We start from the raw sequence: 21,943 nt of genomic DNA, 5'->3' as shown, positions 1-21,943 counted from the left end.
AAGTAGAAGATAAGCAAGTGAAGGAGGAGTTAGCAGTATGGATCAGTTATTTCGCGCGTTTCGCGTACACCAGGACGAGTCCGGGTTCCGGTCGGGGGTCGAGCACTTGAACGTCTCGACGCTTCCCGACGCCGACGTCACCGTCAAGGTGCATTATTCCAGCGTCAACTATAAAGACGGATTGGCCAGCATTCCGGAGGGGAAAATCGTCAAAACCTACCCGTTTATCCCCGGCATCGATTTGGCCGGAGAGGTCATGGCCTCCCGCGATACAAGATTCCAGCCTGGTGACCGGGTGCTCTGCACCGGCTACGGCCTAGGCGTCTCGCATGAGGGCGGGTTCGCCGAGGTCGCCCGCGTACCGGGCGACTGGCTGGTGGCGCTGCCGGAGGGGCTCACGGCCCGGGAAGCGATGGCGATCGGGACGGCCGGGTTTACGGCAGCCCTGTCGGTGCGGCGCCTGCTGGATAACGGGTTGGCGCCGGGACAAGGCCCCGTTCTCGTCCTCGGTGCCACCGGCGGGGTCGGCAGCATGGCCGTGGCGATCCTCAGCCGGCTCGGGTTCGCCGTAACGGCCGTCACCGGAAAGCCGGAGGCGCGGGAGAAGTTGACGGCGTTTGGCGCCGCCGAGTTCCTCTCCCGCGAGGAAGCGGCTTCGGGGGCCAAAGGCGTTCTCGGCAAAGAGCGGTGGGCCGCGATCGTGGATCCCGTAGGGGGCGCAATGACCGCCGATCTGCTCAAATCGGTACAGTACGGCGGGTCCGTCGCCTTGTCGGGACTAACCGGCGGCGGCGCAATCGAAACCTCCGTGTATCCCTTCATTTTGCGGGGCGTCAATTTGCTGGGCATCGATTCCGTTTTTTGTCCGGAGCCGCTGCGTCACCAGCTCTGGAAGCTGCTGGCCGGCGATTGGAAGCCGGAACGGGTGTTGACCGCAGGCGTGACCGAGTATCCGCTGGAGCAGTTGCCGGAAGCCTTGAATACGGTACTGGCCGGCAAAGCCGTCGGACGCCAGGTCATTTCCTTCATCAACTAACCCGTATGGTATAAATTGGGGGAGGATGAGACAACCTAACACCATCGGCCGAAGCTGGCTTACAAGCTTAGGATAAAGGATGGATGTCAATGAGATGGTGGAAGGTTGGATTGGGAATGGCCCTGGCCCTGTCGCTGACAGCAGGGTGCGGCAACCTGCAGCGGGTGGCCAAGGATGAAATGAGCAAATATAACATGCAGAGCTACCGGCAAGGGAACGAACGCCAATTGACGAGCGGCACGACGCTGAACACGGCGATGCTGCAAGCTTTAAAGGCGGAATGCGCGCAGCGGGGAATCCGGCTAACCCATGAAACTTATGCCGAAGGGCTCGACGGGAATATTAGCTACAGTTATTTTATCAACGGGGACGCGCGGCATTTCATTATCGTGCACGTGTTTCCTAGCGAACAGGATCGAATCCGCGAAATCGAGGAAATCTACGGAACCGGTGACGGAAAACAACAGATCGCGACCCGCTCGGCGGCGAGCCAGGCGTCCGTTCTGTCGGCTAAAGGCAACACCGCTTTGGTTTATGCCTCAAGCGCGCAGAAGGACAGCCAATACCGTAAGGAAATGAAGGCGGTATTTGGTCGGTTATTGGAGCAGATGAAGGATCGTTCGGAGTAAGCTGCAGCAGAGGTATTTAAAAAAAAACCAACCGTTGCCTTCGTTCGAGGAGGGTAAGCGGTTGGTTTTTCGCGCTTATTTCTTGTAGATTTCGCGCATGACATGACGCAGCTCGGGAAGGATGATCCTTTCCATCGCCAGCTTGACGGCGCCCTGTGAACCGGGCATGGAGAAGACCGCCATGTTGCCGATCGTCCCGGCGATCGCGCGGCTAAGGATGGCGGCCGAGCCGATATCCTCGGTAAAGCTGAGGTAACGGAAAATTTCCCCGAAGCCCGGCATCTCCTTATTGAGCAGGCTGCGCACTGCTTCATATGTGGTATCCCGCGGGGCAATGCCGGTTCCTCCGCTCAGAAGGACGGCTTCGATCTCCCGATCTGAGGCTGCTTCCCGCAGCAACTGGCGAATGCCGTCATAATCGTCTTTGACGATGGTATAGCGGGCAACATGATACCCGTTGTGCCGAAGCAACTCTTGGATCAGCCGGCCGCTGGTATCGGTCTCTTCCGTACGCGTATCGGAGACGGTGATCACGAGGCAGGATACCTCGTTCGGCGCTTCCATTCGGTGTTCATCGACGGATCTCATCGCGTTCGCTTCCTTTCTTTGGATGTTATCTCCATTGTATCATGTTTGAACGGCCGGGGTTATGCTGGAAAAGTGGTTGCATGTCCTGTAAGGTTGGTGTAAACTCGCATTCGTATGCATTTTATCGTTTAGATCTTAGGAGATGAGGTGGAAAACGTGGTGACACCCGTTTATATATTGTCCGGATTTTTGGGGAGCGGCAAAACGACGCTGCTCCAACGGCTGATTCGTCACTGGCGGGAGCAGGGGCTTCGTCCGGCCGTGATCATGAACGAAATCGGGGAAGTGAACCTCGATGGTTTGCTCGTATCCAGCGACGTGCCGATGGCTGAAATGCTGGACGGCTGCATCTGCTGCACCATTCGCGGCGACCTGAGCGTGCAGATGGCCGAACTGATCGAAGGGGAGAAGCCGGACCTGATCGTCATCGAGGCGACGGGCGCGGGCAATCCGATGGAAATCTTCGATGCGGTGACCGAGGTGTCGCTTTATCTCAAATTGGACATCAAGCCGATGGTAACGGTCGTCGATGCCGCCCATCTGGCCGATTTGCACGCGTCGCAGCAAGGAAAAACGTACCGGCTTATGATGGAGCAAATCCGCTGCGGCTCCGTGCTTATCCTGAATAAGATCGACTTGCTCGAACCTGATCGTCAGCGGGAAATGACGGAGTTTCTACGCCGCACGAACCCCTACGCGCGGATCATCCCTGCGGTGAAATGCGATGTAGATGTAACGACTCTATGGAAGCCGGAAGAGGAGCAAGACAACTCCAACCCTTTGGTTCAACGCGGCGCTGCGTACATAGAGCAAAACAGCGAAGCTGCTCATGAGCAAGATCACGGCGCTATTGATCATCGGCATGATCATGATCATACTCACGGCCATGAACATGGATATCCTCAACATGAACACAACCATGATCACGATCACGTTCATCCCCATGCATCGCATGAGCATGTCACCGTGTACACGCACTATTTTGACGGGCCGGTGGACAGCATGGACTTCGAGCGTTTTATCGCCGAATTGCCCCGGGAAGTCTATCGCGGTAAAGGCGTTTTGCGGTTTACCGATACGGCCAGCCGTTTCTTGTTCCAATATGCGTACCGGGAAGCCGATTATCTGAAAATTACGCCGCAGGGGGACGTCCCCGACGTGGCCGTGTTTATCGGCGAGCATTTTGACAAACACGAAATCGCCCAGCGGCTAAACGCACTGGAACGTAAACCATCGATGTAGTTCATCAAGATGAACCTGCCTTCGGAACCAACCGATGTTGACTGAGAGAGAACCGCGAGCCGCCGCGGTTCTCTCCTTTGCGTCGATTAATTTAAGTTTGCCCGGGGCAACCTAGGACTACATTTTCATAAAAGCAGGCGAGCGTGTAGAAATCTGCTGGCCGACGAGAAGGGATGCAACCTTTGGAGCGGACGAGCCGTCTAGGAGGGCAGAGGTGAGGATAAGATGAAAATGAAAACAACAACCGGCCGCAAGACGAAACTGGCCGCAACTCTGCTGATGACCGGCTCGCTGCTCCTGGCCACTTCCGTATCCGCCTTCAGCGATGTCCAAGGACAAGACGCCGACATGACGGATGCTTTGCAGCGAAAGGGGATCATTCAAGGGATCACGAAGGACAAATTCGTTCCGCTGGGCAAGCTGACCGGTGCGCAAGGCGTACATATGATCGTCAAAGCGCTTGACTTAAAAGCCAAAGCAGGCGGCTCGCCGCAATCTTCCGACCCAACCGAATGGTATGCATCCTCGCTGCGGATTGCCGAAGACAACGGCATGAAGCTACCGAAGGATTTCGCGCCGAATGGCGAACTGACGCGGGAAGCGTTCGCCGACCTTTTGATGCAAGCGGTCAACGCGACGGGGAACTATCCGACGATTAAAATGTATATCGAGGTCGTCGACGCGGATCAAATGAATCCGGATTATGCCAACAGCATCCAGACCTTGCTGCTGATGAAAATCGCCAATCTGGACGAGCAGAGGAAATTTAATCCGAAGCAGGCGATTTCACGAATCGACGCGGCACGTCTCGTTTATAACGCCGCAGAATTCGTCAACAAACAGAAGGAAGCCGAACAAGAAATGAAGGATAAAGTAAGCTTTCAAGTCGAAAAGGTGAACGACCAAATCAACAAAGTCGAACTGACCCGGGCGGAGCAGCCGAATCCGGGCTACGGCATTCGCGTAGCCAAGATCGAGTTCTCCGGCAGCACGGCCACCGTCTACTACGAGCTCTTGTCCCCTGACCCGGATCAAGGGTATATCCAGGTCATCACCGATACGAAGGCGGAAACGTTTGTCTCCAACGCGTATCAGGTCGTTATCAAGCGTTTGCCTTAAAGGCAAAAAAACAACCGTTCCTGGTTTTAAAGGAACGGTTGTTTTGTTAATTAAGTTGGATTCGCCACCGGCGTGATGGCGGGTCCGGCGCCGGGTGCGGCTGGAACTTCGGCAGCTCCCAGCTGCAGCCGGTACATTTGATAGTACCGGCCGCCCAGCGCGAGCAGTTCTTCATGCGTGCCGCGTTCGACGATTTCGCCGCGGTGCAGGACGAGGATCTGATCGGCGCTGCGGATCGTAGACAGCCGGTGGGCGATGATGAACGTCGTCCGGCCGCGTTTCAGCACTTCCAGCGCGGACTGAATCAACGCTTCGGTTTCCGTGTCGATGTTGGCTGTCGCCTCATCGAGGATCAGAATCGCCGGGTCGAACGCGAGCGCCCGAGCGAAGGAAATCAGCTGACGTTCGCCGGCGGATAACGTGCTGCCCTTTTCCACGACCGGTTCATCCATGCCTTTGGGCAAGTGGGCCAAAATTCGGTCCGCGCCCACGTCGATCAGCGCTTTCTCCGCCGTCTCGCGGGAGATGCGTTCATCACCCAGCGTGACGTTCGACAGGATCGTCCCGGTGAACAGGTACGGATCTTGAAGCACGATCCCCATATGGTGGCGGATCCACTGCTTCGGCAGCTCCGTTACCGGCTGGCCGTCGATCGTGATCGTGCCTTTCTGCGGATCGTAAAACCGGAACAGGAGGTTGATGATCGAGCTTTTGCCGGAGCCCGTGTGTCCGACCAGCGCGACCGTTTGGCCTTGCTTCGCCTCGAAGGAGATATTTTTCAGCACGTAATCTTTCTTGTAGGCGAACGAGACGTCCTTAAATTCCACGTTCCCTTTGTAGCGCGGCATCGAACCGTCAACGACGTCCTCGCCCGGTTCGTCCATGAGCGCGAACACCCGGCCGGCGGAGACCATCGAGGAATCGAGCGCGGCGAGTTGGTTGACCATCCCGGTGATCGGTTGGAACAACCGCCCAAGCACATCGACGAAAGCATACAGCACGCCAAGCGAAATCACGCTGGTGCCGTCCAGCTGCGCCGAGCCGAAATACCAAAGCACGGTGGCAAACGCCAGATTACGGATCACATTAACCAGATTGTGCGAAGTGAACGCGTTCAAGTTCAGCATTTTGTTCTGGTGCTTCATGTAATCGTTGTTCAGGTTCTCGAACTCTTCCTTGGTTTGCGACTCGCGGCGGAAAATCCGGATGATCGACATCCCCTGGATCGATTCGTTGATGATGGCGTTAATCTCGCTTAACCGCGAGCGGATAATCGTGTTGTACTTCGTAGCGAACTTGCGGTAGAGAACAACCCACAAGTAAATGATCGGAACGACGAACAGGCAGATGAGTCCGAGCCGCACGTCCAGGATAAACAAGGCAATGTAAACGCCCAGCATGTTTATGATCCCGGAGAAGAAGTTCGCCAGTACGGCGATAAACAATTCCTTCACCGCTTCCGTGTCGTTGGTGACGCGGGAGACGACTTTCCCGGCCGGCAGATTATCGAAAAAATGCACCGGCAACCGCTGAATATGGGCGTAAACGTCCATACGCAGCTTGCGGATCACCTGGTTGGCCGAAGACTGCAGCCAATAGGTTTTGCCGAATTCCATCACGATGGACACGGCCAGGAACACGAGATACCAGATGATGAGCGACATAATGCCGGGAACCTCCGGCTTGTAAAAAGCGAACAGACCCGCCGCGCCAAGTTTCTGTGCCGGATATTCGCGGCTTGCGCCGTCCTTTCCGGTGAGGGTCAGAACGCCGTCCGCGAAGTTGCGGTCGCCGGAGACGTCCGGGACCGCAGCGTCCACAAATACGAAGCTTTTGCCGACCTGCAGCACGCGGACTTCGGCGCCTTTGGTTTCGCCCTCGACGAAGCGGTCGCCCCGCTTAAAGGTACGTCCGCCATAGTCGACGGTCGTTTTGTCTTTGACCGTCGTTTCATAAAACGGCTGCTCGATCGCCAGCATATGATCGTCGATCATCGAGCGGGCGATAAACGGGCCGGCCAGTTCGGCCGCCACGCCGATCGCCAGCATGACGAGCGCGAGGATAAACGTGTTTTTCGCCGTTAAGGCGTATTTGAAAAGTGCTTTTCCCGTATGGGTGTGCATGGCTTAAGACACCTCCCCGTCAGTCAGGTTCGATTCCACCTGCTGACGTTCATATTGTTCACGGTACCAGCCGCCTAGCTGCAGCAGCGTCTCATGGGTACCTTCTTCGATGATCTTGCCTTTCTCCAGCACGACGATCCAATCCGCATGTTCAATCGCGGACAGGCGATGCGTGGAGATCAGCGTGGTTTTGCCGGAGCGCTGGCTGCGGATGTTTTCGATGATCCGCGCCTCGGTCCGAGCATCGACGGCAGACAAGGCGTCGTCCAGAATCAGGAGTTCCGGATCGGCGATAAACGCCCGGGCCAAGGAGACCCGCTGCTTCTGGCCGCCGGAAAGGGCGACGCCTTTCTCGCCGACAAGCGTATCCAGGCCGTCGGACAACGTGCCGAGATCCTGGTCGAAGGCCGCCGTGCGGATCGCCTCCAGAATTTTCTCATCGGACGCGCCGGGGGAGCCGAACTGAATGTTTTGCCGCACCGTCTTGGAGAACAGAATTTGCTCCTGCGGCACATATCCGATCCAGCCATGCAACCGGTCCAGCGCAATTTGCTGAATCGGCACGCCCGAGATGGTCAGCTCGCCGCTGCCCGCCGGATATTCGTGCAGCAGCTGCTTCAGCAGGGTGGATTTGCCGCTGCCGGTACGGCCGACGATCCCCAGCGTCTCGCCGCGTTTGATCGTCAAGTCGATATGCTCGAGATTATGGATGGTCGAAGTCGGATAGCAGAAGGTCACATCCTTAAACTCGATGGTTTCCGGCGTTTCGACCGGGATCGGGTTGGGAACGTCTTCGACGTCCGGCTTCTCGTTAAGCGTTTCGTTCACGCGGTCCAGCGAAGCGCCGCCGCGCTGCATGACGTTGATCAGCTCGCCGATCGCAAACATCGGCCAAATCATCATCCCCAGGTACATGTTGAAAGATACGAGATCGCCCAGGGTCAATTCATTATGAAAGACGAGATAAATGCCGTACGTGAGCCCAATCGCATAACTAAGGCCAACGCATAAGCGGATCGTCGGCTCGAAATAAGCGTCGACTTTGGCCACCGCCAGATTCTTCTTGTAGACGTCTTCCGTAATATCCGCAAAACGTTGTTCGTCATGGCGTTCTTGGACATAAGCGCGAATGACGCGGATGCCGGCTACCGACTCTAGCACCTGGTCGTTCATGTCCCCGAAGGCATCCTGTGCCAGCGTGTAGCGCTCGTGAATGATTTTTCCGTAAATTTTCATCGCCAAGGCGATAAAAGGGAGCGGGATGATCGCAGCCAGCGTCAGCTTCCAGCTGATCAGCGTGCTCATCGCCACGAAGATCACCGTGAGGTACGCCGTCGAGTCGGTCAACGTCAGCATGCCGAAGCCGACGGTCGTGGCGACCGACCGCAAATCGTTTGTCGCACGGGCCATCAGGTCGCCGGTGCGGCTCCGCTCGAAGAACGGCGGCGTCATCCGGAGCAGATGGCTCATGAACCGGGTTCGCAGCAGCCGCTCGACGAGGTTCGAACCCCCGAACAGAGAATGCATCCATATGTACGTAATGAGGTAGATGAAGATCAATACGCCGATAATGAGCAAAATATATTGAGTTAATGAAGCCCAAGTGACCGTGCCGGCCACGATTTCATCGATCGCGCTGCCCAGCAGCCGCGGCGGCGCCAATTCCACGACGCCCACCAGAATGAGCAGGAACAAACCGATGACATAACGCCTTTTTTCACGTTTGAAAAACCAGCCCAAATTTTTTAATACCGAAAACATGATGGGGTTTCCTCCTTTGAATTCCCGATTGCCTAACCTGCCGGAAAACCTCTACAAGAGTGCTAAACCTGCAAAAAACCGCAAAAAAGGCATATCGTCCGAAAACGATATGCCTTAAAACCATAACATATGTCGCGTCCGTTACTTATAGCAAGCAACCTCCGCGTGTATGATATCGCTTATACCCTTTAAAAGCTAAGGGGCGGTCAGCGCATAGATTCATCCAAGCCTGCAGGGGTTGCTCCGGTATTTAATTGTTGGATGTGATGCGCATCGCGATACGCAGGCATAAATTTGTGTTTCAACACCGTGCTCACCCTTTCTCATTTGGTAATTACTTGAAAAGCGATCTCGTATGTTCCCGATTTTAGCACCGGCCCGAAGAAAATGTCAAACGTTATTTTTTTCAGTAACTATCAATTAATCCCGGGTCAGATCGAACAAAGGTTTGGCTTTTGGCGCGGTTTCGTCTACAATAAACTTAAAAAATAAGTGTTCAATCCGTTCGGATTGAAGCACCGCGAATAAGGTTGGATGCAAGAAGAGGAGGGGAATCTATCATGATTCACGTGAGTAACGAAGCCGCCGAGTGGTTTAAGCAGGAACTTGGACTCGAGGCGGGGCAGGCGGTACGCTTCTTTGCGCGATATAGCGCGGGAGGCAAGCTGCATCCGGGATTCTCGCTCGGGATCGACGTCGATCAGCCCGTGTCCCCGGGCATCAAAGCGGAAGTGGAGGGCATTACGTTCTTCATGGAAGACCAGGATATGTGGTATCTCGACGGATATCATCTTAACGTGACTTATGACCAGCAGTTGGGCGACATCGAATATGAATACGAGGCTGCGGCACCGAATTAAGCTGGGGACGCTGGTCAGCGGCTGCAAAGTTAGCGAAAGAACAAAAAGGCCCGTCAACCTGCACGGGCCTTTATCTTTGTGGGATGGGGCGGACGGGCGCGTGGCCCGGCAACGGTCAAATGATGCTGTCTTCCATCGCGTATTCAAAATCGCCGATATCGTAAACCTGCACCGGCACCTCCGCCTCGATGATCCGCCGGATCAGTTCGAGCTGGTCGGTCAGGATTGGCACGTTCTCCCGCTGAGCGGTCAGGACGATTTCCGTTTCGATCGGATCGAGGAACTCCCCGTATTGTTCGTTGTCCACCGCGTTCACCACGGTCCAGGTCACATGATCGCCGAACAGGATCGAAGGGCTTTTGGACCAAGGTACGGTAAGGGCCCGTTCCAGTTTCTTGCGGTTCAGCGGCTCTTCGAGATAGGCGATCAATTCGCTGATTTTCTGCTTCACGTGCATATCGTCGACGGGGTCGTTCATCAGCGGCTCCGGACTGTTCTGAAATTCATAAAGCTCCATGACGGTGGTGTAAGGTACAATATATTCCACAGGCGCACCCGGCACCAGCAATTCACCATATATCGCCACCATCACGGCTTCGATCACAAATCGGCGTGACATGGTCATCCTCCTAAAACGGCCTGTAACTCGTAGCTGTCCATGTAATGCTTATGACAACTCAATTTATTAAGGAGTATACCACAACCGATGGATAAATTCAGCTTTGCCGCATGAAAATCGGCTTTTATCTATGGAAAGGGGGCAGATGGGGATGAACGGGAGCATGGAGAACGGATCCGCCGGACTCTCGCAAGAAACGCTTCGCTGGGCAGAGGAACGGTTGGGGCAAGGCGCCAAGGTGGTCTCGGCGGTGTCTTTGAAAGGCGGCATTTCATCGGCGGTTTTTGGGTTAAAAATAAACCAAGGAGATACCTGCCACGAAGCGGTGCTAAGACAATTTACCAATACGGAGTGGTTGCGGGAAGAGCCGGAGCTTGCTTTGCACGAGACGGCGGCGCTGCAGGCGGCCGGCGCGGCGGGACTGCCGTCGCCGCGCTGGCTCGCCTGCGATCCGGACGGCGGTGCCTGCGGCCTGCCGACCGTGCTGATGACCCGGCTGCCCGGCCGGGTGGTGCTGGACCCGGCGGATCTGCCGGGTTGGCTGGACGGGCTTGCCCGGACGCTAGCGGATCTCCACGCGGCGGATGTTTCGCCGATCGGATGGAGCTATTTTACCTACAACGAGGTGGCTCGTTTGACCGTGCCGGAGTGGACCCGCGTTCCCGAGGCGTGGCGGGGAATCATCGGCCGCGTTCAAGGACCGCCCCCATCGTACCGGCCGCAGTTCATTCACCGCGATTATCATCCGACGAACGTGCTGTGGCGGGAAGGGCAAGTCAGCGGCGTAGTGGATTGGGTGAACGCCTGCATGGGGCCGGCCGCAATCGATACCGGCCACTGCCGGTTGAATCTCGCGCAGATGTACGGCGTGGAGGCGGCGGACGCCTTTTTGGACAGCTATCTAGCGGCGACTCAGCAAAACGGATGCGATGTAAACGATCCCTATTGGGATATGTTATGCCTGATCGAAATGCTGCCAGGACCTCCCGAAGTGTACCAGGGCTGGCCGGATTTGGGGCTAACCGCCCTATCGCCGGAGTGGATCGCCCGCCGCTTGGACGAATATGCTGAGAGTCTGGCTCGAAAGTTGGATTGATCCGATAGGACAGGAAAGAAACAAATAGAGGATGTGCTCGCAAATTGAAACATTGGAAAGCCTATTTGACCTTCGTTAGGCCTTATACGAAATGGATTTTGCTTACCTTATTTATCGGGATACTGAAATTCGGCATTCCTTCCTTGCTGCCGTTGGTGCAGAAGTACGTAGTGGACGATATTTTGCTGAACGGCGCGATCGATCTTGAACATAAAGTATCGCAGTTGATGATCGTACTCGGGGCCACGCTGTTCCTGTTCGTGATCGTGCGCGGTCCGGTGGAATATGCGCGGCAGTATTTTGCCCAGTTGATCACGGCGCGGATCCTGTTCGATTTGCGCAACAAGCTGTATGCCCACTTGCAGCGGCTATCGCTTCGCTATTACCAGAACACGAAGGTGGGGGAGATCATCTCCCGCTTCATCAACGACGCCGAGCAGACGAAGAACATCGTCGAGGTCGGCATGATGAACGTCTGGCTGGACATGTTTACGTTGGTTTTTGTGCTGGGCTTCATGTTCTATTTGAATCCCTGGCTGACGCTCGTGTCGATCGCGATCTTCCCTTTGTATGCGATTGCGGTGAAAGTGTTGTACAAACGCTTGAAGAAGCTGACCAAAGACCGCTCGGCGGCGCTCGCCGGCATTCAGGCCTATCTGCACGAACGCATTCAGGGCATCTCGGTCATCCGCAGCTTTGCCTTGGAGCGGCATGACCGGAAGAAGTTCGAAGGCACCAACGGACGGTTTCTACATAAAGCGCTGGCCCACAGCCGCTGGAACGCCTGGACGTTTGCGATCATCAACACGCTCACCGACATCGCGCCGCTGCTCGTGATCGGGTACGGCGGTTACCAGGTGATTTACGGGGATTTGACCTTGGGGACGTTTGTAGCCTTCTTCGGCTATCTCGACCGGTTATACGCCCCGTTGCGACGGTTGATTAACTCATCTACGACGTTGACGCAGGCTTCGGCTTCGTGGGAGCGGGTGCTGGAGTTGCTGGAGGAACCGTATGACATGACCGACGCGCCGGACGCGGCGGTGCTGCCGCAGGGTAGCCACGGCGTGATGTTCCGGGATGTTTGGTTCAAGTACCGGGAAGACGGCGACTGGGTGCTCAAAAACATTTCGCTCGAGGTGAACCCCGGCCAAACGGTCGCGTTCGTCGGCATGAGCGGGGGCGGGAAATCGTCGCTCGTCGGATTGATTCCGCGGTTCTACGACGTTCAGCGGGGGACGCTGACGGTAGGCGGCCGGGATGTCCGCGCATGGACGATGGAAAGCTTGCGCAGCCGGATCGGGATGGTGCTGCAGGACAATTTCCTGTTTAGCGGCAGCGTGCGCGACAATATTTTGTTCGGCCGGCCGGACGCGGACGAGGATGCGGTGATCGAGGCGGCCCGCGCGGCCAATGCGCATGATTTCATCATGCAGCTGCCGCAAGGCTACGACACCGAGGTCGGGGAGCGCGGCGTCAAGCTGTCCGGCGGGCAGAAGCAGCGGATCGCCATTGCCCGCGTCTTCTTGAAAGACCCGCCGATCCTCGTGCTCGACGAGGCGACGTCCGCGCTCGACCTGGAGTCGGAGCACCTGATCCAGCAGTCGTTGCAGCAGCTGTCACGCGCCCGCACGACGCTGATCGTGGCGCACCGGCTGTCGACGATCACCCACGCCGACCAGATCATCGTCCTGAAGAACGGTGAGATCGCCGAGCGCGGTACGCACGACGAGCTGATGGCGAACTCGGACGGCGTGTACGCGCAGCTGTACAACATCCAGCACCTGAGCCCAGTGGAGAGCGGGGAGTTGGGGTGAGGGCGTGCTCCCTTTTTCTTCAGCACAAAATAAGGACAAAAAAAGGCCTTATTTCGTCCACCTAAGCCGGAATGGGCGAAATAAGGGCAAAAAGTACCGCTATTTCTCGCAATACGCACCTTGATAGCCGGATTTTGCAGACTTTGAGCAAAATAAGGACTTTTTTTACCGCTATTTTATCCGATTATGCTCATTTAGGCGAAATAAGGGCAAAAAGTACCGCTGTATCTCGCAATCTGGGTGATGATTTCACTCTATTTTGCTCAAATTGGGCATTTGCGGGGAGAAAAGATGAAAAAGTAACTCAAAAAAGGTTGTTCTCACCGGAAAACTTTCGCCGGTAGAACAACCTTTTTTTGCGCCGCTATAGCTTCCCGATCACCAGCGACAAGATGCCGGCGGCGATCAACGGGCCGACGGGGACGCCGCGGAAGAAGGCGACGCCCAGCACCGTCCCGATCAGCAGGCCGGCGACGACGGTCGGCTGATTGCCCATCAAGGTCGCGCCGCGGCCGCCAAGCCAGGCCACAAGCATGCCGACGCCGATGGCAAGCAGGGATTTCCAGTGGAAGAAGGAAGCCCATAACGTCTGGATGGAGATTTTGCCACTGGCGACGGGTGTCATCACCCCGATGGTGAGAATGATGATGCCTAGCGTCAGGCCGTATTTCTCCAGCCAAGGGAACGTATAGTGCATGTGCAGCACGCGTAGCAGCAGCAACACGATCATCGCCACAGTAATCGGCATGTTATTGCTGAAGATGCCGAGCGCAGCCAGCAGCAGAAGCAGCAGGGCCGTCACGTCAATTTGATTCATGATCCACCTCCTGCGGTGAAATCCGATAGTTTATTCGTTGCCCGCGGCCTGCGAACCGAGGATATGCTCGGCGATCAGCTTGCCGTGGCCGCGCCCGGTTTCGATGAAGACCTCGTTGGCGTTGCGTCCGGATGCGATAACCCCCGCCACATACAGTCCGGGTACGTTCGTCTCCATCGTCTCCGGATCGAACACCGGCTTCTCCATGTCGCCGGCCATTTCGACTCCGGCGGAGAACAACAGCTTACGATCCGGCCGGAACCCGGTTAACGCCAGTACGAAATCGTTGGCCAGCTCCGACGTTTCTCCGCCAGCTGCTTCAATCACCACGCGGTCGGGCAGGATTTCGACCACCCGCGAGTTTAAGCGCAAGGCGATTTTTCCTTTGTTCACCGCACTTTCGAACAACGGACGCACCCACGGTTTGATGTTCCCGGACAAGTCATCCCCGCGATATACGACAGTCACTTCGGCGTTCACGCGAACCAGCTCCAGCGCGGCATCGACCGCGGAATTGCTGCCGCCGATAATGGTGACCTTCGTACCTGTATACGGATGCGCCTCCTGGAAATAATGCGTCACCTTGTCGGTATTTTCTCCCGGAATGCCTAAAATATTGGGATGATCGAAATATCCCGTCGAGATGATGACATGTCTGGCCTGATACTCCGCTTGCTCGCCGCCGCGTTTCACCGAGCGAACCACGAACGAGCCGTCCGGCTGCCGTACGACCTCGTTGGCTTCCTCGTAAGCCGAAACCGGGACGTCATAGTGATCGCTGACCTTGCGGTAGTAGGCTAGCGCTTCATGGCGGTAAGGTTTATCGTTCGCCGAGGCAAACGGAACATCCCCGATTTCCAGCAGCTCTGCCGTACTGAAAAACTGCATGTACGTCGGGTAGGAATAGATGGAATGGACAAGGCAATGTTTCTCCAGAACGAGCACCCGCAGTCCGCGACGCTGGCATTCGATGGCTGCCGACAGACCGCACGGCCCCGCTCCGATGATGATGACATCCAGCATGGGAACCTCCTCATTTACATAGATTTCAAACGATTTTTCAAAACAATTCCATCCTACCGCAAATGATCGGGAATTGCCAACCATCGACCGGCGTTGCTTAGGGGAGAAGGTTGTGGCAATCCTATGACAACTTCGTTTTCGAAGGTTCAAACCGGGAATTTTAGAGTACACTAGTAGTGTAAGCGGTTACCTAAAATTTTAAGGACTATTGGGAGGTGCCGAACATGCTGTCCTGGTTTAAGAAACGCAAACCTGCCCGCGCCTTGGTCCCGAATGCCATCCAGGTTACGTTGGACGAAGTTCGACGCGCCGTGCTGCGCTACGAAGCCGACATGCCCGATGGCATAAACCGGTTATCGTTGCTGCTGCCGGACGGAAGTCTGGATATGAAACGCCTGTCGCGTTATTTGGGCGGGATTGCGGATCAACGCTTTTTCTTGTCGAAGGAAACCTATGAAATATTTGCAGAACACGAACGGGAAATCCCGTATTTTCTGGATCTGGTGCAAGCCGCCGTGGATAACTACGTCGAGGAACAAGGCAAGCTTCCGGTGCTGGACGAATCGCGCCTGTTGGAGGTCGATTGCCGGCTGTTGATCCGGGAGCATTATTTGAAAGAGCTTCCGCCATTCCCGCTCTACGTGACGGATCAGGAAATGATGCTGACCCATCGTCCCAAACAAGTGATATAACGAACGCCGAGAGCGCATTTCCGGTAACCCGGGGGTGCGCTTTTGATTTGACAGGTTGTTTTACAATAGAGAGAGACAACAGGGAAAGTGGGGAAATGGGATTGCAGCTGAAAGCCGTATTGTTTGACCTGGATAACACGTTGATGGATCGGGACCACACGTTTCGCAGCTTCGCCTCCCAACTGGTGCGGGAGTGCCTGGTGCCGATGGACGAGATGCGCCGGGAAGCGTTGGTAGCCGAAATGATCGAACGCGACCGGGATGGATACCGGCCGAAGGAAGGATTTTTTCAGGAACTGCTGGATTGGCTGCCTTGGGCTAAGGAGACGACGCTGGAAGAATTGAAGTCGTATTACGACCGTTATTATATGACCCATGCCAAAGCGATGGATTATGCGGAGGATACCCTGCAGGCATGCCGTGAGAAGGGACTTCGGCTCGGAATCATCACGAACGGGTATAGCCATTTGCAGCATGCAAAAATCGATTTGCTGGGCCTGCGCCGGTTTTTCGATGCGATCGTGGTGTCCGGGGACGTGGAAATCCGCAAGCCGGATCCGCGGATATACGAGCTGGCCTTGGAGCGGCTTGGAACCTTGCCGGAGGAGACGGTCATCGTCGGCGATCACCCCCGCAACGATATCTGGGGAGCGGCCCAAACCCTAATCCGCGGCATTTGGCTGCGGCGCAAGCATGATTGGGACGAAACGCTGGAGGGCGGCAAGCCTTGGCGGACGATATCGGAGCTGAATGAAATCCCGGAACTGCTGGAACAATACGGACAGGAGCCGTGCCGGACAGGAAAGGATTGACAAAGCCGCCCGTCATCAAGTATGATGTGTACAAATTCTTATGAAGGAGGCTGTTATTTATGGTGAAAGTACTTGTAGTGCGCGTAAATACGGTCTCCTTGGCGGGAAAATAAGACGCTGCGCCTGATTCGAATCACGGTCGTGTATTCGATTCATGTGCAAGCAGCGCGAAGCCACGGGACCGTTATCACGTCCCGCGGCTTTTTTGCGTCCGCCGTCCCCTTGGGGTGACGGCGGGAACCCGGGCCCGGGAATGGATCGGCTGGCGTCTCCTGGAAGGAGACGTTGGTTTTTAGCCGCTTCATTTCCCGGTGCCTGGATGGAAGCCGCGGGACGATGGGTCCCGCGGCTTTTTTGCTGCGGCTGCGTGCGAGGCGCCGCAGCTGCAGGCTAGGACCGCCAAGGAGACGTTAAGACGAATCGTCGGAAGGAAGAACATCAATCATATGAATTGAGGGCAAAGAAGCCCTGGGAGGAATACGCATTGAATCTACAGGATTTAGGATGGAACCCGGAGCGGGAGAGCGCTTTTCGCGGACTGGGGTTAGAGCAAGTCTGGCCGGGGCGGATCATCGCCGATCATGGCCATAAGTATCGGGTCGCCACGGAGCGGGGAGAAGGCTGGGCAGAAATGAGCGGTCGCCTGCAATTTGATCTGGGAGAACGAAGCGAATATCCGGCGGTCGGGGATTGGATCGCGCTGCGTTTCCTTAGCGACACCGGCGGAGATGCCGTCATCCACGGCATGCTTCCGCGGAGCAGCCGCATTTCGCGGCGGGCCGCCGGCTCGGTGCCGACCGAACAAGTCGTTGCGGCCAATGTCGATCTGCTGTTTCTCGTCGCCGCGCTGAACATGGATTTCAATCTTCGCCGGTTGGAGCGTTATTTGATCATGGCCTGGAATAGCGGAGCTTCGCCGGTCATCGTGCTGAGCAAAGCCGATTTATGCGACGAGCCGGAGCGTTACGTGGCCGAAGCGGAATCGGTCGCCCCCGGCGTGCCCGTTATCGCGGTCAGCGCCTTGGAGGATCTCGGCCGGGAGCAAGTGGATGCGTTGCTGAAGCCGGGAGTGACCGTCGCGCTCACCGGTTCGTCCGGAGCCGGGAAGTCAACGATCCTGAACTGGATGGCCGGGGAAGACATGCAGAAGACCCAGGCCATCCGCGAGGACGACAGCCGCGGGCGGCATACGACGACGCACCGCGAGCTTTTCGTGTTGCCGCAAGGCGCGGTCATGATCGATACGCCGGGGATGCGCGAGCTGCAGCTGTGGGACGACGAGGGCGGATGGTCCGAGGCGTTTGGCGACATCGAGGAGCTGGCGAAGGAATGCCGCTTCAACGACTGCAGGCACCAACGCGAGGACGGCTGCGCCGTCAGGGAGGCCCTGCAAAGCGGTCAGTTGGAGCGCAAGCGGTTTGAGAACTATCTGAAAACGCAGCGGGAACTGAAGTTTCAGGCCGCCAAGGAGCAAACCCGCCAACGCTCGGTCCGCGCCGCAACGTCGGGCAAAACCGGCCGCCACGAGCCGCGCGGCAAAGGCGAACAGCGCCGGCGCTACGCCAGCGACTGGGAATAGAATGACCCTGTAAGGTCAGCAAGATCAAAATCGCCGGTCAGGAATTATTCCCTGACCGGCGATTGGTTTATCTTACTTCGGCTGAAGCGGCAGCCATTTCAGCACGTCCTGGATTTTCGCATCCCAAAACCCCCACTCATGCGAGCCCGGGCCTTCTTCATAGGTGAGGGGCAGGCCTGCACGGGCGCATGCTTCGCGGAATGTCTGATTGTCCTCGTAGAGGAAATCCTCCGTGCCGCAGCATTGGTACAGCCCGGGAATCGGCTTGCCCTCTTGCATGTCCTTGGCGAGCGGATCCAGTAGCGTCAGCAGGTCATTGTCCGTGCCCTGGGGGCCGGCTTCGCCGAAAATCCGCTCGAACAGCGGCGACAATCCGTGCCGGCTGTTCGCGATATCGAGCGCGCCCGACAAGCTGGCTGCGGCGGCGAACGTCTCCGGCTTGCGCAGCGCCAGCTTGAAGGCGCCGTAACCGCCCATCGACAGACCGGCGACGAAGGTGTCCTCACGCCGCTCGGATAACGGGAAGAACGACCGGCATAGCCGCGGCAACTCCTCGCTGACGAACGTCCAGTAGCGGTTGCCGTAGGCCATATCCGCATAGAAGCTCAGATCGACTTGCGGCATCACCACGGCCAGCCCCATGCCCGAGACATACCGTTCGATGGACGTGCGCCGCAGCCAAATCGAGTCGTCGTCCGACATGCCATGTAGCAGGTAAAGGGTCGGATACGGCCCGGCCACCGCAGGGGCGGACATCCCGATTTGCGATAGCGCGGGTTCCGGCAGAATGACGGTCATGGACGTGCTTAGACCCAACACTTCCGAGAAAAAACGACATTGAAACAGTGCCATAACATTCATGCTCCTTTGACTTCATGCCGCCTCGCCATACCCGAAGTAAGCGTTTACCGAAGCGGACACGGAAATTTAGATAATCGCTCATTTACACCGTCCATTATACCGTGGAAACGTGGAAATCCGAAATCGTTCGGAACGCTTGACAAGAAATCGTGCTAAAATAGAAAGAACGGGTTGGTTCCAGGGCTGGAAAGTAACAACGCTGGGGGTGGATCAAGTGAATTTCCCCTGGAAAAGAAATCTGTACGTGCTGTGGCTTGGCGTATTTTTTTGCAGCACCGCGTATTCCATGGTCATCCCATTCATGTCCTTATTTATTGCACACGATCTCGGAGTGACCGAGCACCTGACCCTATGGTCGGGGGTTGCGTTTGGCGTGACGTTCTTGGCCGGCGCTTTGATCTCTCCGTATTGGGGATCGCTGTCGGACAAGTATGGAAGGAAACCGATGCTGCTTCGCTCCGGGTTCGCTCTAAGTGCGGTGTATCTCCTATACTTCTTCGTTAAAGATCCTTACCAACTGATCGCGGTCCGCATCCTGTCAGGGCTCTTAGCCGGTTATGTGCCTTCCGCCATCGCATTGGTCGCGACGAATACGCCGGAGAAGCATGTCGGATACTCCCTTGGGATCATGTCGACGGCTGGAGCGGCAGGGGGCATTATCGGGCCGCTGGTTGGGGGTTCGCTCAGCAAATTTATCGGCTACCGGGAGTCGTTTCTGGCGTCGGGCTGCGTGGTGCTAATTTCGGCGCTGATCGCTTTGATCTTCGTGAAGGAGCAGAATTTCGACCGCAACCGCGAGCGTTCGCATGTGTTGGACGATCTCAAGGAGGCGTCGGCGAATCGTCCGCTGATGGGAAAGCTGCTCATCGTGCTCATCGTAACCGCTTCGGTGATGGTGCTCGAACCGTTGCTTTCGCTGTACGTGCTTGATCTAGGGGCTTCGGCTTCCGACGCCTCGTTTAGTTCGGGAATCATCTTCTCGGCGGTGGGGATCTCCACCGTAATCGCCGCACCGTTCTGGGGGAAGGTCGGGGAGAAGATCGGCTACCGCAACACGCTGATGATCGGCTTGATCGGCGGCGGAGTCGGCAATATTCTGCAGCATTTCTTCCATTCCTTGGTCGGGTTCGGAATCCTGCGCTTCGTTTACGGCTTGTTCTTCGCCGCCGTATTCCCTGCGCTGAACGCCTTGATCGTGCAGGCGACCAAACCGGAATTTCGCGGCCGAGCATTCAGCTTGAACCAGTCCGCCAGCCAGCTAGGCAACATGGTTGGACCGATCGCCGGCGGCGCGCTGGGCGGATGGATCTCGATACCGGTGGTGTTCGTCCTGAATGGGGCATTGTTGGCATTGACGGCGGCTACGCTTCGGTTCAAGCCGTTATTTGTAGGACGTCGTCCGAACGAAAATGAGTTTTTCGAGACGAGAGAGTAGCCGGAAGATCAAAAAAAGGCTCCGTGCCGTCAGCGATAAGCTGAAGCACGGAGCCTTTTCCTATGAAATGGCCGCCGCTAGATTAATAGAGAGAAAGCGCAAGGGAATCGAATTCGCTTTTGCTGTGCAAGATCGCTTCGGAGCCCTCAATTTCAATGCTGATCAGGGAGCTCAGGCACTTCTTCAAGGCTTGCTTGCCATTATAATATTTGTACTCGAGCGCACTCGTCAGCAGTTTCAAAGTCCGCTGCACAGGTTGCTTGCTATCGACGTTGAAATAAACCGGAACCAAATTATTTTGGAAGTTGATCAAGATTTTCATAAGAATCACCTCTATACAGTGGTTTCATAGTACACATTGTAGAATAGAAAACTTAAAAAATGATTAAGAAAACATTATGTTTACATAAAAGTTTGATGACAACGGGCAAAACAGGACGGAGGTCACGGTATGCACGCCATATACAACTAATACGGACACCCGGATTAAAAAGTTTCATCCTCTATGAAAAAATGTGCTTCACCTCCTATTTTCATGGGTACAATGTAATAGATTGGCAAAAATTTCCGAGCATCGGGAAAAGGAATAATGGTATGATTACTGCATCGGAAGCGGGAGATGAAATCGCCGTGTCTAGTACCGGCCCATAAGTCGTACAGCGGAAGCAAGACCCAATCTGAAGGAGGTGGACGGATGTTGATTACGGATTCTCCCCGCAAGGAAAAAGTGGTGCTTCAAGCGCGAGAATGGTTGTATTTGGCAGAACGGCTGGGTTTAAACCGATGGCTGGATCCGCACCATCCCTTTCATGTGTTTTTGCGGGAGACGCCGGACCCGGAAGCCGGAAACGCAAGGGAAACGTTAAGCAACAAGGGGTATTTAGCGGAGACGAAGCTAGGAGAACGGTTAAGCCTGCCGTTGCACGTCATGGACCACCTGACGGCGGCATCCGCTGCCGGTAAAGCTTGCCGGCTGACCTACGTTTGCGGGAAACGGAGCTTCGAGGAATATTTGCATATCTCCGGCGATCAGGTGATTCGATTGGAGCGGTTGACCGGGGACGCTGGCGGTATATTCATCGAACGGACCATCGGGGGGAAACAACTGAGCGGATCGCTGGCGGGACGAATGAAATGGAACTCGCGGACGCCGAGCGAGCTTCCCGCGTTGATGATGTCCAAGAAACAATTTGACGCGGTGATGAGCCAGGCAGGGGAGCAGGATTCGAATCGCCTGGCCGCTCTGCTGGCCGACATGACGGACGATGAGGAAGGAAGCATTGCCCTGGCGAAATGCATGAAGGCGCCGCTCGCGCACGGAGAAATCCAGTTTTATGCCAACCGCGGCGACTACTGGGAGACGCAGCAGATGCAGTTCATGAACAACTCGCATATGAACTGGCTGATCCGCTTTAGCGCGAAGGACGATGAAGACTGGATGATCGCAACGCCCACGCCCCGTCAACAATTCCAGGAGATTCTGCTAAAATGGTTCCAACAGCCGGCCGAAGTCGAGTGAAGAGCGAACGGAGGAGTGGAACGGGATGGAGCAAGATCTCGAAGAACTGCGGCAAGAGGTACGAGAACTCCGCGAGGAAGTCGAACGCTTGAAACGGGAGCAAAGGACCTATTCCGACCCTTTTCTCAGAAAGAACGAGGGAAGAGGAGGGAGTTTGGGCAGGATCGCGTTATCGATTTTTATCGGATTCGCCGCAGTGTACCTTGTGCTGATTCTGATCGGCGTCATCCAGTTCGTTTCCGGGTAAGCGTCGATTGAACCTAAACCTAAATTCAAGGAGCACAGCTGTCCCTTAAGGGGCGGCTGTTTTTTGTG

The 21,943-nt window shown here is 56.0% G+C and carries 23 protein-coding genes; 15 read left to right on the top strand and 8 right to left on the bottom strand.

What is annotated here, in order from left to right:
* Positions 1-37: 37 nt before the first annotated feature.
* Complete coding sequence (locus tag MJ257_RS10920) at positions 38-1,036, top strand: acrylyl-CoA reductase family protein (protein WP_240269280.1); 999 nt, start codon at positions 38-40, stop codon at positions 1,034-1,036.
* Positions 1,037-1,125: 89 nt separating this feature from the next.
* Positions 1,126-1,665, top strand: a complete 540-nt coding sequence (locus MJ257_RS10915) for a hypothetical protein (protein ID WP_240269279.1) — start codon at positions 1,126-1,128, stop codon at positions 1,663-1,665.
* Positions 1,666-1,740: 75 nt separating this feature from the next.
* On the opposite strand, the gene MJ257_RS10910 is transcribed toward MJ257_RS10915, so the two are convergent.
* The gene (locus tag MJ257_RS10910) at positions 1,741-2,253 is read right to left on the bottom strand and encodes a MogA/MoaB family molybdenum cofactor biosynthesis protein (protein WP_240269278.1); all 513 of its coding nucleotides are present in this window, start codon (positions 2,251-2,253) and stop codon (positions 1,741-1,743) included.
* A gap of 156 nt (positions 2,254-2,409) precedes the next feature.
* Here MJ257_RS10910 and MJ257_RS10905 point away from each other — a divergent pair, with 156 nt between their 5' ends.
* The gene (locus tag MJ257_RS10905; RefSeq protein ID WP_372489779.1) at positions 2,410-3,495 is read left to right on the top strand and encodes a CobW family GTP-binding protein; all 1,086 of its coding nucleotides are present in this window, start codon (positions 2,410-2,412) and stop codon (positions 3,493-3,495) included.
* Between the two features lie 225 nt (positions 3,496-3,720).
* Positions 3,721-4,614 (top strand): protease complex subunit PrcB family protein, encoded by an 894-nt coding sequence (locus tag MJ257_RS10900; protein WP_240269276.1) that lies wholly within the window; start codon positions 3,721-3,723, stop codon positions 4,612-4,614.
* 50 nt (positions 4,615-4,664) lie between these two features.
* Here the strand turns inward: MJ257_RS10900 and MJ257_RS10895 are convergent, their stop codons facing one another.
* The gene (locus MJ257_RS10895; protein WP_240269275.1) at positions 4,665-6,737 is read right to left on the bottom strand and encodes an ABC transporter ATP-binding protein; all 2,073 of its coding nucleotides are present in this window, start codon (positions 6,735-6,737) and stop codon (positions 4,665-4,667) included.
* 3 nt (positions 6,738-6,740) lie between these two features.
* Positions 6,741-8,498, bottom strand: coding sequence for an ABC transporter ATP-binding protein (locus MJ257_RS10890; protein ID WP_240269274.1), 1,758 nt, complete (start codon positions 8,496-8,498; stop codon positions 6,741-6,743).
* A gap of 560 nt (positions 8,499-9,058) precedes the next feature.
* Here MJ257_RS10890 and MJ257_RS10885 point away from each other — a divergent pair.
* Complete coding sequence (locus tag MJ257_RS10885) at positions 9,059-9,358, top strand: HesB/YadR/YfhF family protein (protein WP_240269273.1); 300 nt, start codon at positions 9,059-9,061, stop codon at positions 9,356-9,358.
* Positions 9,359-9,473: 115 nt separating this feature from the next.
* Here the strand turns inward: MJ257_RS10885 and MJ257_RS10880 are convergent, their stop codons facing one another.
* Positions 9,474-9,977, bottom strand: a complete 504-nt coding sequence (locus MJ257_RS10880) for a hypothetical protein (RefSeq protein ID WP_059045177.1) — start codon at positions 9,975-9,977, stop codon at positions 9,474-9,476.
* 151 nt (positions 9,978-10,128) lie between these two features.
* On the opposite strand from MJ257_RS10880, the gene MJ257_RS10875 reads away from it, so the two are divergent.
* The 3 genes from MJ257_RS10875 to MJ257_RS10865 all read left to right on the top strand — a co-directional run bounded on the left by MJ257_RS10875 (position 10,129) and on the right by MJ257_RS10865 (position 13,234).
* The gene (locus MJ257_RS10875) at positions 10,129-11,073 is read left to right on the top strand and encodes a phosphotransferase family protein (RefSeq protein WP_240269272.1); all 945 of its coding nucleotides are present in this window, start codon (positions 10,129-10,131) and stop codon (positions 11,071-11,073) included.
* Between the two features lie 44 nt (positions 11,074-11,117).
* On the top strand, positions 11,118-12,890 hold the full coding sequence (locus MJ257_RS10870; protein ID WP_240269271.1) for an ABC transporter ATP-binding protein: 1,773 nt from the start codon (positions 11,118-11,120) through the stop codon (positions 12,888-12,890).
* Between the two features lie 71 nt (positions 12,891-12,961).
* Positions 12,962-13,234: a hypothetical protein gene (locus MJ257_RS10865; RefSeq protein WP_240269270.1), complete on the top strand. Its 273-nt coding sequence runs from the start codon at positions 12,962-12,964 to the stop codon at positions 13,232-13,234.
* A 20-nt stretch (positions 13,235-13,254) separates the two neighbouring features.
* Here the strand turns inward: MJ257_RS10865 and MJ257_RS10860 are convergent, their stop codons facing one another.
* A complete protein-coding gene (locus MJ257_RS10860; RefSeq protein WP_178022371.1) occupies positions 13,255-13,707 on the bottom strand; it encodes a DUF441 domain-containing protein in 453 nt (150 codons plus the stop codon).
* Positions 13,708-13,737: 30 nt separating this feature from the next.
* Entirely contained in the window at positions 13,738-14,730 is a 993-nt protein-coding gene (locus MJ257_RS10855; protein ID WP_240269269.1) for a YpdA family putative bacillithiol disulfide reductase, read from the bottom strand.
* A gap of 224 nt (positions 14,731-14,954) precedes the next feature.
* On the opposite strand from MJ257_RS10855, the gene MJ257_RS10850 reads away from it, so the two are divergent.
* The 4 genes from MJ257_RS10850 to rsgA all read left to right on the top strand — a co-directional run bounded on the left by MJ257_RS10850 (position 14,955) and on the right by rsgA (position 17,813).
* Entirely contained in the window at positions 14,955-15,422 is a 468-nt protein-coding gene (locus MJ257_RS10850; protein WP_240269268.1) for a DUF3939 domain-containing protein, read from the top strand.
* A 95-nt stretch (positions 15,423-15,517) separates the two neighbouring features.
* Positions 15,518-16,234, top strand: a complete 717-nt coding sequence (locus tag MJ257_RS10845; protein ID WP_240269267.1) for an HAD family hydrolase — start codon at positions 15,518-15,520, stop codon at positions 16,232-16,234.
* A 311-nt stretch (positions 16,235-16,545) separates the two neighbouring features.
* Positions 16,546-16,689, top strand: a complete 144-nt coding sequence (locus tag MJ257_RS10840; protein WP_240269266.1) for a hypothetical protein — start codon at positions 16,546-16,548, stop codon at positions 16,687-16,689.
* Positions 16,690-16,718: 29 nt separating this feature from the next.
* Positions 16,719-17,813, top strand: coding sequence for a ribosome small subunit-dependent GTPase A (gene rsgA, locus MJ257_RS10835; protein ID WP_240269265.1), 1,095 nt, complete (start codon positions 16,719-16,721; stop codon positions 17,811-17,813).
* Between the two features lie 72 nt (positions 17,814-17,885).
* Here rsgA and MJ257_RS10830 read toward each other — a convergent pair whose 3' ends face one another.
* Positions 17,886-18,665, bottom strand: a complete 780-nt coding sequence (locus MJ257_RS10830; RefSeq protein WP_240269264.1) for an alpha/beta hydrolase — start codon at positions 18,663-18,665, stop codon at positions 17,886-17,888.
* Between the two features lie 223 nt (positions 18,666-18,888).
* On the opposite strand from MJ257_RS10830, the gene MJ257_RS10825 reads away from it, so the two are divergent.
* A complete protein-coding gene (locus MJ257_RS10825; protein WP_240269263.1) occupies positions 18,889-20,109 on the top strand; it encodes an MFS transporter in 1,221 nt (406 codons plus the stop codon).
* A gap of 82 nt (positions 20,110-20,191) precedes the next feature.
* Here MJ257_RS10825 and MJ257_RS10820 read toward each other — a convergent pair whose 3' ends face one another.
* On the bottom strand, positions 20,192-20,431 hold the full coding sequence (locus tag MJ257_RS10820) for a hypothetical protein (RefSeq protein ID WP_068785922.1): 240 nt from the start codon (positions 20,429-20,431) through the stop codon (positions 20,192-20,194).
* 372 nt (positions 20,432-20,803) lie between these two features.
* On the opposite strand from MJ257_RS10820, the gene MJ257_RS10815 reads away from it, so the two are divergent.
* Positions 20,804-21,628 (top strand): hypothetical protein, encoded by an 825-nt coding sequence (locus MJ257_RS10815; RefSeq protein ID WP_240269262.1) that lies wholly within the window; start codon positions 20,804-20,806, stop codon positions 21,626-21,628.
* 25 nt (positions 21,629-21,653) lie between these two features.
* On the top strand, positions 21,654-21,875 hold the full coding sequence (locus tag MJ257_RS10810) for a hypothetical protein (protein WP_240269261.1): 222 nt from the start codon (positions 21,654-21,656) through the stop codon (positions 21,873-21,875).
* The last annotated feature ends 68 nt before the right edge of the window (positions 21,876-21,943 follow it).

The organism is Paenibacillus timonensis, assembly GCF_022427145.1.
Lineage (GTDB): Bacteria > Bacillota > Bacilli > Paenibacillales > Paenibacillaceae > Fontibacillus > Fontibacillus timonensis.
The sequence above is the reverse complement of the archived record's forward strand: the minus strand, read 5'-3'. Positions and strand labels throughout refer to the sequence as shown.

Bases quoted from the DNA above. Each gene is read 5' to 3' on its own strand.
- MJ257_RS10920 (WP_240269280.1), top strand. From the start codon at position 38: ATGGATCAGTTATTTCGCGCGTTTCGCGTACACCAGGACGAGTCCGGG.
- MJ257_RS10915 (WP_240269279.1), top strand. From the start codon at position 1,126: ATGAGATGGTGGAAGGTTGGATTGGGAATGGCCCTGGCCCTGTCGCTG.
- MJ257_RS10910 (WP_240269278.1), bottom strand. From the start codon at position 2,253: ATGAGATCCGTCGATGAACACCGAATGGAAGCGCCGAACGAGGTATCC.
- MJ257_RS10900 (WP_240269276.1), top strand. From the start codon at position 3,721: ATGAAAATGAAAACAACAACCGGCCGCAAGACGAAACTGGCCGCAACT.
- MJ257_RS10895 (WP_240269275.1), bottom strand. From the start codon at position 6,737: ATGCACACCCATACGGGAAAAGCACTTTTCAAATACGCCTTAACGGCG.
- MJ257_RS10890 (WP_240269274.1), bottom strand. From the start codon at position 8,498: ATGTTTTCGGTATTAAAAAATTTGGGCTGGTTTTTCAAACGTGAAAAA.
- MJ257_RS10885 (WP_240269273.1), top strand. From the start codon at position 9,059: ATGATTCACGTGAGTAACGAAGCCGCCGAGTGGTTTAAGCAGGAACTT.
- MJ257_RS10880 (WP_059045177.1), bottom strand. From the start codon at position 9,977: ATGTCACGCCGATTTGTGATCGAAGCCGTGATGGTGGCGATATATGGT.
- MJ257_RS10875 (WP_240269272.1), top strand. From the start codon at position 10,129: ATGAACGGGAGCATGGAGAACGGATCCGCCGGACTCTCGCAAGAAACG.
- MJ257_RS10865 (WP_240269270.1), top strand. From the start codon at position 12,962: ATGGGCGAAATAAGGGCAAAAAGTACCGCTATTTCTCGCAATACGCAC.
- MJ257_RS10860 (WP_178022371.1), bottom strand. From the start codon at position 13,707: ATGAATCAAATTGACGTGACGGCCCTGCTGCTTCTGCTGCTGGCTGCG.
- MJ257_RS10855 (WP_240269269.1), bottom strand. From the start codon at position 14,730: ATGCTGGATGTCATCATCATCGGAGCGGGGCCGTGCGGTCTGTCGGCA.
- MJ257_RS10850 (WP_240269268.1), top strand. From the start codon at position 14,955: ATGCTGTCCTGGTTTAAGAAACGCAAACCTGCCCGCGCCTTGGTCCCG.
- MJ257_RS10845 (WP_240269267.1), top strand. From the start codon at position 15,518: ATGGGATTGCAGCTGAAAGCCGTATTGTTTGACCTGGATAACACGTTG.
- MJ257_RS10830 (WP_240269264.1), bottom strand. From the start codon at position 18,665: ATGGCACTGTTTCAATGTCGTTTTTTCTCGGAAGTGTTGGGTCTAAGC.
- MJ257_RS10820 (WP_068785922.1), bottom strand. From the start codon at position 20,431: ATGAAAATCTTGATCAACTTCCAAAATAATTTGGTTCCGGTTTATTTC.
- MJ257_RS10815 (WP_240269262.1), top strand. From the start codon at position 20,804: ATGTTGATTACGGATTCTCCCCGCAAGGAAAAAGTGGTGCTTCAAGCG.
- MJ257_RS10810 (WP_240269261.1), top strand. From the start codon at position 21,654: ATGGAGCAAGATCTCGAAGAACTGCGGCAAGAGGTACGAGAACTCCGC.